The organism is Coleofasciculus sp. G2-EDA-02 (assembly GCF_040226375.1).
Classification (GTDB): domain Bacteria; phylum Cyanobacteriota; class Cyanobacteriia; order Cyanobacteriales; family Coleofasciculaceae; genus Coleofasciculus.
On sequence record NZ_JAVKEW010000089.1, the window covers coordinates 1 to 16,248 of the forward strand.

Here is a 16,248-nt window from a genome sequence, read left to right on the forward strand (position 1 = left end):
TTCAAACTATTGATTTTTCTAGGTTCGGTCGCTTGAGCAGTCGTTGCCTTCGTTTCAAGCGCATTTACCAATGTAGTGCCTATTTCAGAAGTTGTCAACCTTTTCAGAAAGTTTTTTTTGATAAAAGCTGAAACCCTTTCCCCGAAGGCGATCTGAGCTATGCTTAAATCCAGAGCTAACCTGAGTAGCTTAAGAAAATTACCCCCGTTTGCCAAATGAGAGCTTTGCCGCCATTGATCCTGCTAGATCCGATCCTCCAGAATTGGTTGTTAGAGGATATCGGTCGAGGCGATCGCACAACTCAGGGGTTATGGAATGCCTCAGACAAAATGATCCAAGCCGAGTGGACGGCTAAACAAAGCGGAGTGATAGCCGGATTGCCGATCGCGAAACGGATCTTCCAACTTTTAAGCGATCAAACGAGTTTTGTGGCTGTTGTGGCTGAGGGGGAAGACTGTGATCCAGGACAGGTAGTTGCTCGTTTACAGGGGTCTATGGATACTCTATTGATGGGAGAACGAGTGGCTCTCAACCTAGCGATGCACTTAAGTGGGATTTCTACCCTCACCCGCAAGTATGTGGATCAACTCACTGATTTTCCCACTCAACTCGTTGATACCCGTAAAACCACTCCTGGGCTGAGACTGCTCGAAAAATATGCCACCCAAGTCGGCGGTGCTATCAATCACCGTTTTGGGTTAGATGACGCCGTGATGATCAAAGACAATCATATAGTGGCAGCAGGTAGCATAAAAGAAGCGATCGCTCATATCCGAGATCAAATGCCCTACCCCCTGAGGATTGAAGTCGAAACAGAAACTCTGGAGCAAGTGACAGAAGCGCTAGATCACGGGGCTGACATCATCATGCTGGACAATATGCCATTGGAGAGGATGCGACAGGCTGTACAGATGATTCGCGCCAAAAATGACAGACTGAAAATAGAAGCCTCTGGGAATATCACCCTCGAATCCATTCGTGCTGTAGCCCAAACCGGTGTAGACTATATTTCCACGAGTGCCCCCATCACTCGCTCCACTTGGCTGGATTTAAGTATGAACTTACTGCACGAAAATCGGATTTAATCCCTAATTTTTTGAGCAAGCCATTTTTAGGATTTTTGGCAACGTCTTATCGTTTCAACACTTTACCTAGCGCATGACTTCAACCTTGGAACAACTAAAAGCCAAATTTGAGCAAGCATTGATTGCTGCTTTTGGTGAAACGATGGCGGGTACAGATCCCATGTTAGTTCCCGCCAGTAATCCCAAATTTGGTGATTATCAATCCAATGCAGCACTCTCTCTGGCAAAACCGCTAGGTCAACCCCCAAGAGCGATCGCACAGACGATCATTAACCATATCGATGTTGCGGATATCTGCCAATCCCCCACAGTAGCTGGACCCGGCTTTATTAATTTCACACTCAAACCAGCCTATTTAGAAGCCAAGCTAAATAAGATTCTCACTGCACCTCGGTTAGGTGTAGAACCCGCCAAGCAGCCCCAGCAAGTTGTTGTGGACTTTTCCAGTCCAAACATTGCCAAAGAAATGCATGTCGGTCATCTGCGCTCCACGATTATTGGAGACTGCATTGCCCGTATTTTGGAATTTCGATCTCATGATGTCTTGCGCCTCAATCATGTTGGAGATTGGGGGACTCAGTTTGGCATGTTAATTACCTATCTTCGGGAAGTTTGCCCAGAAGCCTTAACCACGGCTGAGGCTGTCGATATAGGAGATTTAGTCAGTTTTTATCGACAAGCTAAAAAACGGTTTGATACCGATGGAGCCTTCCAAGAAGCTGCACGACAGGAAGTAGTGAAACTGCAAGCTGGAGCTGAAGATACTACAAGAGCTTGGCAATTGCTGTGTGAGCAATCCCGACGGGAATTTCAGGTCATTTATGACTTATTGGATGTTCATCTCACAGAACGGGGGGAATCATTTTATAACCCCTTACTTCCAGAAGTCGTCAAAGATTTAGAAACATCAGGCTTATTAGTGGAAAATCAAGGGGCTAAGTGTGTTTTCTTAGAAGGATTTACGAATAAACAAGGTGAACCTTTACCCTTGATTGTGCAAAAGTCGGATGGGGGTTATAACTATGCCACAACTGACTTAGCGGCACTACGTTACCGGATTCAGCAAGATGGGGCAAATCGGATTATTTATGTTACCGATGCTGGACAAGCAAATCATTTTGCCCAAGTGTTTCAGGTCGCACAACGGGCAGTTTGGCTACCAGAAAATGTTGAAATAGTGCATGTTCCCTTCGGATTAGTGCTAGGAGAAGACGGGAAAAAGCTGAAAACTCGGTCGGGAGAGACAGTGCGATTGCGGGATTTATTAGATGAAGCGATCGCGCGATCGCGTGCTGATCTGGAAACTCGCATCCACGAGGAAGAGCGCCAAGAAACTGAGGAGTTCATTAATCATGTTGCTCAAGTGGTTGGTATTGCCGCGGTAAAATATGCTGACCTCAGTCAAAATCGCACCAGCAATTATGTCTTTAGCTTCGATAAGATGCTATCGCTCAAAGGAAATACAGCACCATATCTGCTGTATGCTTATGCCCGGATTCAAAGTATTGGTCGCAAAGGTGGCGTTGATTTTGAGCAGTTAAGAACAAATTCTCAAGTCTCATTGTCAAAAGATCAAGAAGTTGCACTGGCTAAGCATCTATTACAAGTCAGCGAGGTGATTAAAGAAGTTGAGCAAGAGTTGTTACCTAATCGTCTTTGTCAGTATCTATATGAATTGAGCGAGAAATTCAGTCAATTTTATGATCAATGTCCTGTGCTTAAAGCCGAGGAACCCGTGCGAACATCACGATTAATATTGTGTGACCTAACGGCTCGAACCTTAAAACTGGGATTATCATTACTTGGTATTGGGGTACTAGAACGGATGTAGAAATACCTCTTTTTTCTCACGGGCAATTCATCTAGCAGATGAATTGCCCTGTCTAGTTAAGCGCCGCTTCTCAATTTATCCAACACGCTGCGATCTTCCAACGTAGAGGTGTCCCCAGCCACATCTTGACCGGCGGCTAAATTCCGCAACAAACGCCGCATAATTTTACCCGATCGCGTCTTAGGCATTCCCTCAGTAAACCGAATCTCCCCAGGACGGGCAATTGCCCCAATCTCCTTAACTACATGCGCCTTGAGTTCATTTGCCAGTTCCTCTGTTGGACTATAGTTATCCTCCAACATGACAAAGGCAAAAACATCTTCCCCCCTTACCTCATCAGGTTTTCCTACCACAGCCGCTTCTGCTACCGCCGGATGGGAGACTAAAGCCGATTCAATTTCCATAGTCCCTAGGCGATGTCCAGAGGTATTAATCACATCATCTACGCGCCCCATCACCCAGAAATAGCCATCCTCATCCCGACGGGCACCATCCCCAGCAAAGTAAAAATACTGCCCTTCTTTCGGTGCAATATGTTCCCAATAAGTGCGGCGGAAGCGATCGGGATCACCATAAACCGTTCGCATCATTCCGGGCCAAGGGTGCTTAATCACCAGATATCCCCCCTGATTCGTCCCCACCGGATTGCCTTCTAAATCGACAATATCTGCCAGAATACCCGGAAACGGTAACGTAGCTGAACCCGGTTTGGTGGGAATCGCACCGGGTAGGGGTGTAATCATAAATCCCCCTGTTTCCGTTTGCCACCAGGTATCGACAATCGGACAGCGTTCTCCGCCAATAATTCGGTGATACCACATCCAAGCTTCTGGGTTAATCGGTTCACCGACGGTTCCCAAAATCCGTAAAGAAGACAAGTCTCGTGCTTTGGGATGGTGTTCGCCCATTTTGATTAATGCCCGAATCGCCGTTGGTGCGGTATAGAAAATATTAACACCGTATTTCTCCACCACATCCCATAAACAACCGGGATTCGAGGGACGGGGTGCGCCTTCATACATGAGTGTGGTAGCACCATTGGACAGAGGACTATAAACAATATAACTATGACCCGTAATCCAACCGACGTCAGCGGTACACCAGTAGACATCGGTGTCTTTGAGATCAAATGTCCATTTCAGGGTGATATGGCTATAAAGGTTATAGCCGGCTGTGGTATGAACAACGCCTTTGGGTTTACCGGTTGTCCCAGAGGTGTAGAGAATGAACAGCATGTCTTCACTATCCATCGGTTCGGCGGGACAGTCTCCCGATACCCCCGCTTGTAAATCATGCCACCAATGATCTCGCCCTGGTTCCATCTGGATTTTCTGCTGGGTGCGCTGAACCACGAGGACGTTTTCTACTGTAGGTGCGCCGTTATTGGCGAGGGCTTTATCGACTTCGGGTTTTAGGGGAACAATCTTATCTTTACGCCAGCCGCCATCTGCGGTGACGACTAATTTCGCTTGGGCGTCTACTAATCGGTCTTTTAACGCTTCGGAACTAAACCCACCAAATACCACTGTATGCGGCGCACCAATCCTGGCACAAGCGAGCATCGCGATCGCGGCTTCTGGAATCATGGGCATATAAATCCCCACGCGATCGCCTTTTTTCACGCCTAATTGCTTAAGAACATTGGCAAACTGACAGACTTCCCGGTGCAGTTGAGCATAGGTTAGGGTGCGGGAGTCGCCCGGTTCCCCTTCCCAAATCAAAGCGGCTTTATTCCGTCGCCAGGTATTCAGGTGTCTGTCTAGACAGTTATAGGCAATATTCGTCTTTCCCCCGACAAACCATTTGGCAAAGGGAGGTTGCCAATCTAGCACTGTATCCCACTTACTGAACCAGTGCAACTCTTGTTCGGCTAACTCCGCCCAAAATTTCAATGGGTCAGCTTTTGCCTTGTCATAGAGGCGCTGATACTCTTCCAGACTCTTGATCTGGGCATTCTGGGAAAATTCAGCCGGGGGTGGGAATAGACGTTTTTCTTGCAGAATCGATTCGATAGTGGATTCAGACATCGTTCGCGGTTGTTATTTGCTACTGTACTCAAACTATTTTGAAGGCAGAGTTGCCTCAGTGAGCAATTTTGACGTTTTGTAAAGCTTACTTACCCCTCCATAGTGGCTGCATCATTAGTTTACCTAAATCGGCTTCACTGATAGAAGTTTGTTGATCTGTGATTTTTTTATACACAATTACTCTATTTTTATAAAAAATCATTTAATTTAAAAAAGTAGCATGGCATGGCGTAAATAGAAGACAGGACTTTTTCCTACTGTGTCTATATCTAAACTTCTCTTTGTTTACCCCCGTGAGTTCTCCATCTCAAATGAAAACGCTATATGAAAGTCGTTCAACAAACGTTTACATTACTCACACTCAAAGAACGTCCCATTGGGGTTTGGATATTGAGTAGTTTAACAGCAGCGATAGGATTGCTGATTTTTCTCTCCTCTAACTCATCGATTGATTGGTTCGGATTAGTTTGCATTGCCTTAGCAAATTTGATGATGTTCAGTAGTCCCGTGAAAACCTGCCAATTTGACAAACAGTACCATTGGGTAGTATTTAAGCAAAAAGGTTGGTTGGGAACCAAAGTTATCCACGTTCCAATTTACCAGGTTACTGGCGTACAAGTCGAACCGCTCAACCTATTCGGGCTTCAGTTGTATCGGCTCAGGCTGATTCTTTTATCGGGAGAGCCATTCTATTTGACACCAATTCCTTCTACAGATTGTAAACTGCAACAAAAATTAGCCAGGACGATTGGAAATTTTATCAATCGCTAGGGCACTAAAATTATAGTTTAGATTATCGCTAACCTTTAGTCCTTCTCCGGACATGATTGAGCAGTTGTATAGATACAACAAAGAACGACAGCAAAGGCGTCAACGCTTAAGGCGGTAACTGTAACTTATGTGAGATCGCGCCAGTTTGCCAAAATTTCCACTAAGGCTTGCACCCCGCGCCCCACCCTTGTTACCATTCCTTGAGATGACGTACTAGACCTGATTAACCGAAAATTGCGTTATCAATAAAAGAGTAGATACTATAACCTATTCTCATACGTCTTATCTTAGAACTGCTATGCCTCCTCGTTGGCCCCGCAAACCAGATCGTCGCGATGCAGCGTATCGACGCCTAGATGACCGAATGAACTTTGCTGTCCATGTCGCCTTGTTTGCGGCTTGTAATTCAGGTGTTTGGTTCGTCCGTACCATCCAGTATGCCAATTGGTCTTGGACGTACTGGGTAACGGGTATCTGGGGATTGCTCTTAGTCGGACACGCCGTTTATGTCTTCGCGATCGCAGACTATACTCCCTCACCCAGTCAAGATAATTCGGCTAACTCTACTCAAGGATAAACTGAGAATGTCAAGCTCACCCTATTGAATGGATTATGGCTAACCTAAATACCAGCGAAGCGATCGAAGCCTTGGCGGCTGAAATTGGTGATAATGTGTACATTGATGTTGCCAAATGGCATCTTTACTTACGGGATGCCCATTTACATACCTCTTTAGCTGAACGCCTCTATCCCCTGCTGACAGAGGACAGCCTTTCAGAAGACCAAGTGCTACAAATCTTGCAAAGTATACCCGTTGAACTGGGGAATGGTAGACGGGAAGTTTCCTTGGTGGATTTACTCCCAATGCAGTGTCAGGTTAATTTGCTGGATTTACTCGAAGAGTTTCAAAAGAAAATGTAATTCAGAAGACAATTGACCACTCAAGGCTAGGGATCATTAGTTCCGGGATGAGAACTAATGACCCTTTTTTTGCACAAAGCAAGCGGGCTAAAAAAGATAGTCCCTGACTATTTGGTGTATCCTTTTAACCATTAGTGATCGCCTATCTCACTATCATATTCTGTCTTTTTCCCTATTAATCTGTTGAGTCAGAACACCCCACCGTGACTGACTCAGCTAAGAGTTGCCACCGTTAACTATGGAGCAGCATTGGATCAAATTAAGTTATGAGCGCAATACGTATCTGATTGATCTCAATCGTATCAGTAGCTTTGTTTGTGCTAATAACGGTCGGTTGATATTTTGGTTACCGGATGGTAAGGTGCGGATGATTATCCATCCAAAGACTAATCCAGAGGCTTATCAACAAATTTTAGACTATGTGGAAAATACCGCTGGGAAACTTATCAGTTCTACGGTGAAAGCTCAAACTAAAACTTAGTAAACTCACCGTTATAGATGGTTCTCTTTTGGAGTAACTCAACTCCCTTGGCAGAACTTGTAGGATTTCGCGATCGCGCTTTCAATGCTGGTAGATTGGGTTTGTAGTAAGGGCTTTAGCCCCTAATTGTATGGGTTTCTTTTGCATAATGCTAAGATGTGCCACCCCACTACTGGCGTAACCCAACTAAAATTGTGGAATAGCGCGATCGCTAATGATAGCAAGTGCTACTTATGTACGATTTTTGAGGGGCTTGAGCGTTCAAACCATTACGGTATAAGGCTTGACGCTGGGTGCAGTACATCTGTATGGAGGGAACTTCAGTTCAAAAGGGGGAAGCCAGGGGATGCTTCGCTTTTTTTGCATGGGAGAAGGGGAACCGGATTCTCTTGCTCCCCTCTTGCTCCCCTCTCCCTATTCCCCCCTTTCAAAGGGGGGTTAGGGGGGATGGAGAGGGGCTGGGGGTGAGGGGTTGAGCTTAAGTTGACACCAATGCACGGAGCGTGCGCCCCTACCAAGTTTACATGCACCACCGCCATTAAATGATGCTTTCTTGTCATCAGATACCTGGTTAACCGCGCTGCTGACAATCTTTTTCATATAAGGTTTTCAAGAAAACCGGAAGATGATATTGAACATCACTACTTTTTTCGGCATAAAATCGCGCTATTTCCAAAGAAAGTTGATCTCGATATATTTCACCTCGATCATCCTCACTTGAGCGATTCCAATCATCAGGTGGATGTATTTGTTTCCAGTATTTCTTCACTTGTTTAATCGTCAATAGGGCAAAAAACAACTCCTGCTTCCGTTGATAATCTGGGGCATTTTGAAACTCATCTTTCCAGGAATCGCGCAACTCATTGACTCCCTGGCAATCTAATCCAGAACAGTAGCGAAGACGTTCTGATGCTCGTTGTAAGTTATCTCGCAAATTAGCATCATTACTGATTCCATCTGCCATATCAATATAAATTGTTTGCAGCAAAGCAGGATTATCTTTATAAATTGGAGTAGCGGAAAAGTTATCAAATACAGGTTGGAGTTCCGGGAACAGAAAGTAGGACTCCTTATAGATAAACCCTGTCACCCAGATCCGATGATTTATTGCATTTTGAGGATTGACCTTTGCTTGTTCATACAAATCCTGAAAAATTGCCTCTGTGTCTGGGAACAAATAATTATCAATCATTTTAATCTGCAAATCTAAATCAACAATCGCAAACAACTTTTCTGGACTTAAATAGGAGTTGGCACTATCTTTATCGTGTAACTGTAATAAAGTAAAGTAAGTATCAAGTACATCTGTGCGATCGCCACAATTAAAAAATTCGGGTCGATAGTTCCGCCACCACTTAGGAACACAGGCATTATAAAAGTTAGCATCAGGCAGTTGTGCCATTTTTCGATAAGATTGTGGTGATGGTCTACCCTCCAGAGTCCAGATACCCCCTTTCCCTTCACAGAGAACAACTATTTTATTCCGGATTCTGCGAGAACTAAGAATTATTTCACAGTGGCCTTGTAACTGTTCTGGACTAAAACTCATGTCTAGTTTGCGGGGTTTTGCTGGATAAGTTTAGGTTCTAATTCTTTCACATGGGCAGGAGTCAAGGCTTGGCAGAGTTCATAAGAGTGAGTTGCCAAAATATATTGATTATTCGGTGCCCATTCTTGCAAATCTGAAATAATTTGATATTGCCAATCGGGGTGGAATGCGATTTCTATTTCATCCATTAATACAATAGCATCTTCTATATTATGATGTTTGAGCCACATATAAATGCTTAACCGTTTCAACTCTCCATGGCTCAGGTCTTCGGGGGATAGTTCGATAGTCTCACCGTTCCTCTCTAATGTAAAGTTCACTCCGTTAAGGTCTTTATCTATGTTTATTTTTTTATTAAATAACATCTGGTTTAACTCATTTTTAAGCCTCTGATAATGATTACCATACTCTCCTGTTTCTATCGCTTCTCTGAAATCGCGATCGCGAGCATCTTCAAAAGCCTGTATCAAAAGATCTACAGCCAAAAAGTCATAAGTAAATAAATTTATAAGTTGACTTCTGGCATCTTTAAGTTGCGAGTAATAATCTTTGTCTGTACCAGATTTACTTTTAAACAATAAATTTCGACTTTCTTGCTTCAGAAAAAGAAACACTTGAGTTGACGGAGCCGCGAGAAATATTTTTTTTGATATATCCTTGAAAAATAATTCAACTTCCGTAATTTTTGCTGTGTTTAGACTATCAATGTGGCACAGCAAAATACTTTCGTCATTCCCTCCTTTTTTGTTTTTGTCAGATAGAAACATTAAAAATATTAAGTTTTGGGATTCTAAGTATTTCTTTATCTTGACAAAAAACTCTTTACTTTCTTGGTTAAATCTATTTCTTTCCTTCTCAAGGTTATAAAGCTCAAAACATTCTTGAAAATAAAGATTTTTCTTGTTTTCAAAATTAGAAAATATTAGGTCAAAAAATTTATCTTCTCCTCCTAGATGTTTCGGGTCAAAATAAATATTCATTTTCAACAAAATTTGAAATCCTTGGGGAGTTAATAAAGAGTAGTATTTTTTGGGATCGTCACTTAATTGCAATTGCTCTTGAATATAAGAGTATTTACAGCCAAAAAAATCAAAACTTACGATTCTATCATTATCTAAAATATCAATTATAGCCAAAGTTTTCTTGGGAGAGTCCTCATGAAGTTGGAATCCATCTAGCAGATTTTGCAAAAAAGGTTGTCTTTTCGGATCAGTCGAACAGTGAAGTAGAGTGAAAATTAATTGCAGGAGTGTACTTTTACCACCACCATTTAGACTGCCCAGAGGAAAAATTCTAGGAACAAAATCATTTTCAAAGGTAATATCAACATCCTTTAAAACCCGGAAATCAGGAACTCGAATTCGTTGCAGGTGCATAAAACACTCCTAATATTGACTTGATATCCGCGTTGGCTTCACCAGTATTACTTTAACAAAGTTACTCCTAGCAAAACCATCCGACACTCCAAAACCTTTCTCAGAGATTCTTCACTCCGCTATCGCTCCGTTCAGAATGACAGATCAGAACCTAGTGGCGTGGCACACCTACTTTAATGAACTATATAATTAAATCCAGAAATTGTAGGGGCGCAAGGCTTTGCGCCCATCAAATTAGCACATCTAATCCACAATTTTAGTTGTGCCGAACCAGGAGTCCACCGCGAGTTCAGGAGACGGCGCTAGCCCGCAGATTGACTCGGACATGATATATAGCAACCGCCAAGATAGTTAGCACCTCTCGGATTCGTAGAGACGTGACCGTGGAACGTCTCCAGATAGTGTGTTTGTCTTAATCGATGGGTCTACTGCTATAAGTCCAGAAAAATCCAGAGGCTACAATTGCTAGCATGAATGATCCTAATGGGTGATTCCTCTATTACCTGTCATCCGCCTTCTTCAATCACGTAGCCTACGTTCTGGATTAATGAAGCCCTTACATTGCTCTCACAATCACGAAAATCCCCCAGGTAGTCGCTTTTGTCTCCACTGCGGTGAGAAACTGGATCAGGTAGACAATGGCAACATCGAGTCGGGGTTAACTTTGGCAGGACGTTATCGGATTGTACGAGAATTGGGACATGGGGGATTTGGACGCACCTATCTAGCTCAAGACTTGAATCGCTTCGGTGAAGCTTGTGTGCTAAAGGAATTCGCCCCCCAAGCCCAAGGGACTTTTGCCCTCCAGAAAGCCTCAGAACTGTTTGAACGGGAAGCTGGGGTTCTCTATAAGCTGAAACATCGGCAAATTCCTGAGTTCCGAGAACTGCTGCGGGTGAAGCAGGAAGGAAAAGGACGCCTGTTTTTAGTCCAAGACTATATTCCTGGACACACCTGCCGCGCTATCTTAGAGGCACGCCGAAATCAGGGAATACGGTTTAACGAAACGGAAATCATCAAACTCTTGCGCCAACTTCTTCCCGTGTTGAACTACATCCACTCCCTAGGCGTGATTCATCGGGATATTTCCCCGGATAATATTATCATCCGTCAAGAGGATGGATTGCCCGTACTGATTGACTTTGGCGGTGTCAAGCAAGTCGCCGCCACGGTAGCCTCTCAAGTAATGGTATCATCCCCGGCTACAGCAACGCGCTTGGGTAAGGTGGGTTATGCTCCTCACGAACAAATGCAAGGGGGTATTATTTCTGCCAGTAGCGATTTATACGCATTAGGGGCAACGGTATTGGTATTACTCACCGGGAAAGAACCCTCTGAGCTAATAGATCCCCACACCTTAACCTGGACATGGCAGCGGGAAATTACCCTTAGCCCCACCCTCAACCGTATCCTCGAACAACTGCTGCAACCCCACCCCCAAAATCGCCCCCAAAGTGCGAATCAAGTCTTACAAGCCCTGACATCTCAATCCCCCTCGATTGCCTACTCCCCACCACCACCGCCGTCACCGCCGACTCAAGCGACTGTCGCTGTCGCACCCAATCGGATTGCACCGACGCCACCATCCCCCCCTACTCCTGTTGTCCCCAAACCGACGCCCAAGGGTAACAATACCCCCGCCTTAGGCTGGGTAGGAAAATTTATCCTGGCATTGGTGTTTATTCTGGCAGCAGGTGGCTTTGGCTGGTGGGCGGGTAATCTGTGGATCGAAACACAACTGCAATCCGCACAACGGAACGCTACGCCCATACAGGAGGAATTTGAGAACCCAGTGATTTCACCGGAGGAAGATGACGAACCCGAACCCTCCTCCGAGTTTTCCCAGGAAGAACAACAGCGCAAGCAAACCCTGCGGCGGCGACGGATGAATCTGGGTATCGATTATGACTTTTATGTCAGTTTAGTTGATGAAGCGTTTTGGAAGCAGTATCCTGCACAACAGGGATATCAGTTAAGCACTGATCCAGATGATGCTAGGCTTAGACAAGCCTGGGATGCGATCGCCGCAAATTTACTCACCCAGATCGAACAGCTTAATCTCACTCCTCAAGCCAAGCAAAGATTAGGCAGTTATGGCGCAGGCGATCGCGATCGCTGGAAAGCAAGAGTGAATCGCCTACGCCTGAGTAGTCGGGCGTTATACGATATCGCCGATGCCAAGTTTTTCCACGCCTTCCCCAAACAAAAAGGACAAGTTGGCACAGAATTTCTTGACCAACCCATGGGTCAAATCTGGCAAGCCACTGTTGCGGATACCGTCAAAGCCTTGCAATCCAGAGAGGCTTTAGAACGAATTGTCTTTGAACCGGGCGATAGTGGTAAAAAAGTAAGCGGCACCCTGCAACCTGGAGAAGGCAAAGCCTTTACCGCCCAGCTATCGGCAGATCAGGTTATGGAGGTGAATCTCTCCACCGCCGCCAATGCCTTATTCTCCATTTATAGTCCCACGGGTAATACAATCTTCCTAGAAGATTCGCGCGATCGCACCTTCTCTGGAAAATTGCCGGAATCGGGGTTCTATGAGTTTGTCGTGGTATCCGATGCGGATAAACCCATTGATTATCAACTTGATCTAACGGTTGAAAATCCCCCCGAATCGGACTCCTCAGTCGATGAATCTATAGAAGATTAATTTTATTGAATTTAACCCAAAGTAGCAAAAATATGTGTAGTAGGAGCATCTTACTTTCTAAAAGCCAGAGACTATCTATAATGCAACTATCACGCCCCATCGCATCTGGTATGTCCACCAACTCCATCTTTGCCGATACCCAAACCCATTGGGCAAAAGACTCAATCCACCAGCTTTTTACCCGCCAAATCATCAGTGGTTATCCTGATCGTAGCTTTCGCCCCAATAACCCTGTTACCCGTGCTGAATTTGCGGCGATTTTAAACAAAGCCTTTCCCCAGGCTACCCCGGTGCGGGATACGATTAACTTTGGTGATGTACCTGCCAATCACTGGGCAAATCCCGCCATTAAAACCGTCACCAGGGCGGGATTTTTCTCCGGCTATCCCAATGGCACTTTTCAACCCAATCAACCGATTCCCCGTGTGCAAGCGTTGGTGGCATTAGTAAGTGGGTTACAGTATGCCCGTGACCCTAATCCTATCCCAATTCTCCAACAATACTATGATGATGCCGCGACTATTCCCAATTATGCACAGGGCGCGATCGCAACCGCAACCCGTCAGTTTTTAGTCGTTAACTATCCAGAAGTTAAACGCCTGCACCCAAATCGTAACGCGACGCGAGGCGAAGTCGCGGCACTGATTACTCGGGCGTTAAAACTCCCTGGTGTTCCCCGACAATATGTTCCAGGTTGGGATATCATCGCCATTGAACCTCTATTCGATGAGGCGGATTCCTTTACCCAAGGACGGGCAAGGGTCAAACTGGGGGATAAATGGGGATATATTGACAAAACCGGGACATTTGTGATTAATCCACAACTGGATGAAGCCGAACCCTTTTCTGAAGGAGTCGCATTAGTAAGATTAAAGCAGAATATTGCTAACTTAAGCGGGGTTCGTAGTAGGCACTTTAGTGCCAGAAGCGCTTTAGCGCTTACAAACTCTCAGAGGGCAGAAAATGACCAGGTAGAAGCATATAATAATTATTTAGACGAACAAGATCTAACGCCAAACCCAAATCAATTACCCTCAACTGAAATCCGAGGGGTTTGGCTAACAAATACCGACAGCCAAGTCTTTAATTCCCCAAAGAATATAGCTGAGGCGATTGAGTTCCTCGCCAAAACCGGATTTAATGTGGTTTTTCCTGTGGTTTGGAATAATGGGGCAACACTTTATCCCAGTCGCCTGATGCGAGACACGGTGGGATTGGAAATTGACCCGCGTTTTACTGGACGAGATCCCCTCGCCGAACTTATTCAAGCGGCTAAAAAAGTGGGATTAGCGGTGATTCCTTGGTTTGAATATGGCTTTGCCAGTTCCTATAACCAAAAAGGTGGACGTTTACTTGCCCAAAAACCGAATTGGGCGGCGCGGGATATTCAAGGTAATTTACTCACAAAAAATAACTTTGAATGGCTAAATGCTTTTGACCCCCAGGTGCAGGATTTTGTCCTGGGATTAATCTTAGAAGTGATTAGAAATTATGATATCGCCGGAATTCAGGGGGATGACCGTTTACCAGCCCTCCCGTCAGAAGGAGGTTATGATACCCAAACGGTACAACGCTATATGCAGCAGTTCAACCGGGAACCCCCTAGCAATCCAAAAGACGCCCAATGGCTACAATGGCGGGCGGATTTGCTGACTGATTTCCTGACTCGTCTGTACCGACAGGTGGTGGCGATTAATCCAGAATTGGTGATTTCTATGGCACCGAGTCCCTATCCCTGGGGGCTACAGGAGTATTTACAAGATAACCAAGCTTGGCGGAATCAGGGATTGGTGGATATTATCCATCCCCAACTCTATCGCCGGGATTTTACTAGCTATAAGCAGCTTGTTGATCGGTTGGTGAATGACCAAGTAAACCCGGTACAATTGTCTACGGTTATACCGGGAATCCTGATTAAAAGCGGGTCGTATCGCATCAGTTCAGAGGATTTGGTACAGGCAATTGAGTACAATCGCGATCGCGGTTTATCGGGGGAGGTGTTATTTTTCTATGAGGGCTTGCGCCAAGATAATGATACCTTAGCCAAAGCCTTGCGATCGCGCCTCTATGCTCAATCCGTTCCTTTCAACGCGACATCACTGAAAGCACAAGGCTTTACCCATCGCCGAGTTGGTGCTGAATATCGTTATATTGACCGCTTTGGTAATCTTATCACTCAGCCTCAATTTGATTGGGTGGATTCGTTTCAAGAGGAACGGGCGCGAGTGCGAATGGGGTACAAGTGGGGCTATATTAATCAAACAGGAAAACTGATCACTCGTTTAGCATTTGATCAAGCGGATCAGTTTGCGGAAGGATTAGCGCGAGTAAAAATTGGCAGTCTGTATGGTTATATTGATTTATCCGGTCAATCGGTAATTTTACCCCAGTTTGATCAGGGGACTCGGTTCAGCCAAGGATTAGCGGCGGTGAAGGTTGCAAATCGATGGGGTTATATTAATAAAATCGGTCAATGGGTGATTCCGACTCAGTTTGATCAGGCACAATTTTTTTCAGAAGGATTAGCGGCGGTGCAACTCGCAGGCAAATATGGGTATTGTGACTCAAGGGGTCAATTGGTGATTCCAGCCAACTTTGATACAGCAGGCTCATTTGCCCAAGGACTTGCCCCTGTCCAATTGCGCGATCGCTGGGGTTATATTAATCCTACTGGAGAATTGGTCATTGAGCCACAATTTAATGCGGCTCAACCCTTCTCCCAAGGATTAGCCGCTGTCAAGATTGAATCATTTTGGGGTTATATCAATCAAAAGGGTGATCAGGTAATTTCACCGGAATTTGATCAGGTCAAATCCTTTAGTGACGGATTAGCACCCATCCGCATGGGTAAACGATGGGGTTATATTCGCAATCTTTTTGAAAAATCCCAGTAATCCCAAATCTGGGTTAGCTATCCCCGTTATAACCTAGTCCTTGTCAAGCGGACTTTGTTTGTGTAGCAGCGATTTCAATCGCCTTGGCAAAATGGGGTAATAAAGGCGGATTTGGTCTAACCCACCGGCGTGCGCCATTTCCCCAGCCTGTACTATTTCCCCAGCGTGCGCCCAGAAAACCCCTCATCCTAAAAACCATCCCATTCTGCTTTTATTCTGCTGGTTTTAATATTTTTTGCGACAAAATGTCATTTAAGGGATTAACAAAAGAAAACTCTTGGTGAAAAGGGTTTCTATGACTAGCTTTAACAGGCATATCTTGGCGACAGCGAGAACAAAACCAATAAACACGCTTATCACGAATGTGAGCCAATAACTGAGCAGAACAACAAGGACAGTTATTCATTAGAACTCCTCCGTTGTGGGAAACCCCCTGTCTTCAGACCGGGGAGGAACGCGCGGTAGCGGTTTTAACCGCATACCCCTTTCGGGGTGGAGGGGTATGGTTGCCCCTCCTGTGAGGTATGGTTGCCTCAATCTCCTTTCGGGTAAAGTTAGCTTCGCCAATGTTATCGGTCGGTAACTATCCAAAAAGCACTGTTTCAGTGACCTTAAAACTGTTTAACTTTTCGGTTCTAGAGCAGTAGACTAGCTACGCAT

The 16,248-nt window shown here is 45.0% G+C and carries 11 protein-coding genes; 8 read left to right on the plus strand and 3 right to left on the minus strand.

What is annotated here, in order from left to right:
- Positions 1-215 precede the first annotated feature (215 nt).
- On the plus strand, positions 216-1,085 hold the full coding sequence (nadC, locus tag RLO19_RS09635; RefSeq protein ID WP_446355897.1) for a carboxylating nicotinate-nucleotide diphosphorylase: 870 nt from the start codon (positions 216-218) through the stop codon (positions 1,083-1,085).
- Between the two features lie 73 nt (positions 1,086-1,158).
- The gene (gene argS / locus RLO19_RS09640; RefSeq protein WP_446355899.1) at positions 1,159-2,916 is read left to right on the plus strand and encodes an arginine--tRNA ligase; all 1,758 of its coding nucleotides are present in this window, start codon (positions 1,159-1,161) and stop codon (positions 2,914-2,916) included.
- Positions 2,917-2,972: 56 nt separating this feature from the next.
- On the opposite strand, the gene acs is transcribed toward argS, so the two are convergent.
- Entirely contained in the window at positions 2,973-4,943 is a 1,971-nt protein-coding gene (acs, locus tag RLO19_RS09645) for an acetate--CoA ligase (RefSeq protein ID WP_446355901.1), read from the minus strand.
- A 324-nt stretch (positions 4,944-5,267) separates the two neighbouring features.
- Between acs and RLO19_RS09650 the strand changes: the two genes are divergently transcribed.
- From RLO19_RS09650 to RLO19_RS09665, 4 genes are all read left to right on the plus strand, one after another.
- Entirely contained in the window at positions 5,268-5,714 is a 447-nt protein-coding gene (locus tag RLO19_RS09650; RefSeq protein WP_446355902.1) for a hypothetical protein, read from the plus strand.
- A 298-nt stretch (positions 5,715-6,012) separates the two neighbouring features.
- Positions 6,013-6,291 (plus strand): 2TM domain-containing protein, encoded by a 279-nt coding sequence (locus tag RLO19_RS09655; protein ID WP_446355904.1) that lies wholly within the window; start codon positions 6,013-6,015, stop codon positions 6,289-6,291.
- 35 nt (positions 6,292-6,326) lie between these two features.
- Entirely contained in the window at positions 6,327-6,635 is a 309-nt protein-coding gene (locus tag RLO19_RS09660; protein WP_446339065.1) for a DUF3181 family protein, read from the plus strand.
- Positions 6,636-6,873: 238 nt separating this feature from the next.
- On the plus strand, positions 6,874-7,116 hold the full coding sequence (locus tag RLO19_RS09665; RefSeq protein WP_446355906.1) for a hypothetical protein: 243 nt from the start codon (positions 6,874-6,876) through the stop codon (positions 7,114-7,116).
- 571 nt (positions 7,117-7,687) lie between these two features.
- On the opposite strand, the gene RLO19_RS09670 is transcribed toward RLO19_RS09665, so the two are convergent.
- Complete coding sequence (locus RLO19_RS09670) at positions 7,688-8,518, minus strand: hypothetical protein (protein WP_446355907.1); 831 nt, start codon at positions 8,516-8,518, stop codon at positions 7,688-7,690.
- Between the two features lie 149 nt (positions 8,519-8,667).
- Positions 8,668-10,041, minus strand: coding sequence for an AAA family ATPase (locus RLO19_RS09675; RefSeq protein ID WP_446355909.1), 1,374 nt, complete (start codon positions 10,039-10,041; stop codon positions 8,668-8,670).
- 547 nt (positions 10,042-10,588) lie between these two features.
- Between RLO19_RS09675 and RLO19_RS09680 the strand changes: the two genes are divergently transcribed.
- Both RLO19_RS09680 and RLO19_RS09685 read left to right on the plus strand, forming a co-directional pair.
- Positions 10,589-12,694 (plus strand): protein kinase domain-containing protein, encoded by a 2,106-nt coding sequence (locus RLO19_RS09680; protein WP_446355911.1) that lies wholly within the window; start codon positions 10,589-10,591, stop codon positions 12,692-12,694.
- Between the two features lie 80 nt (positions 12,695-12,774).
- Positions 12,775-15,588, plus strand: coding sequence for a WG repeat-containing protein (locus tag RLO19_RS09685; RefSeq protein WP_446355913.1), 2,814 nt, complete (start codon positions 12,775-12,777; stop codon positions 15,586-15,588).
- Positions 15,589-16,248: the final 660 nt, after the last annotated feature.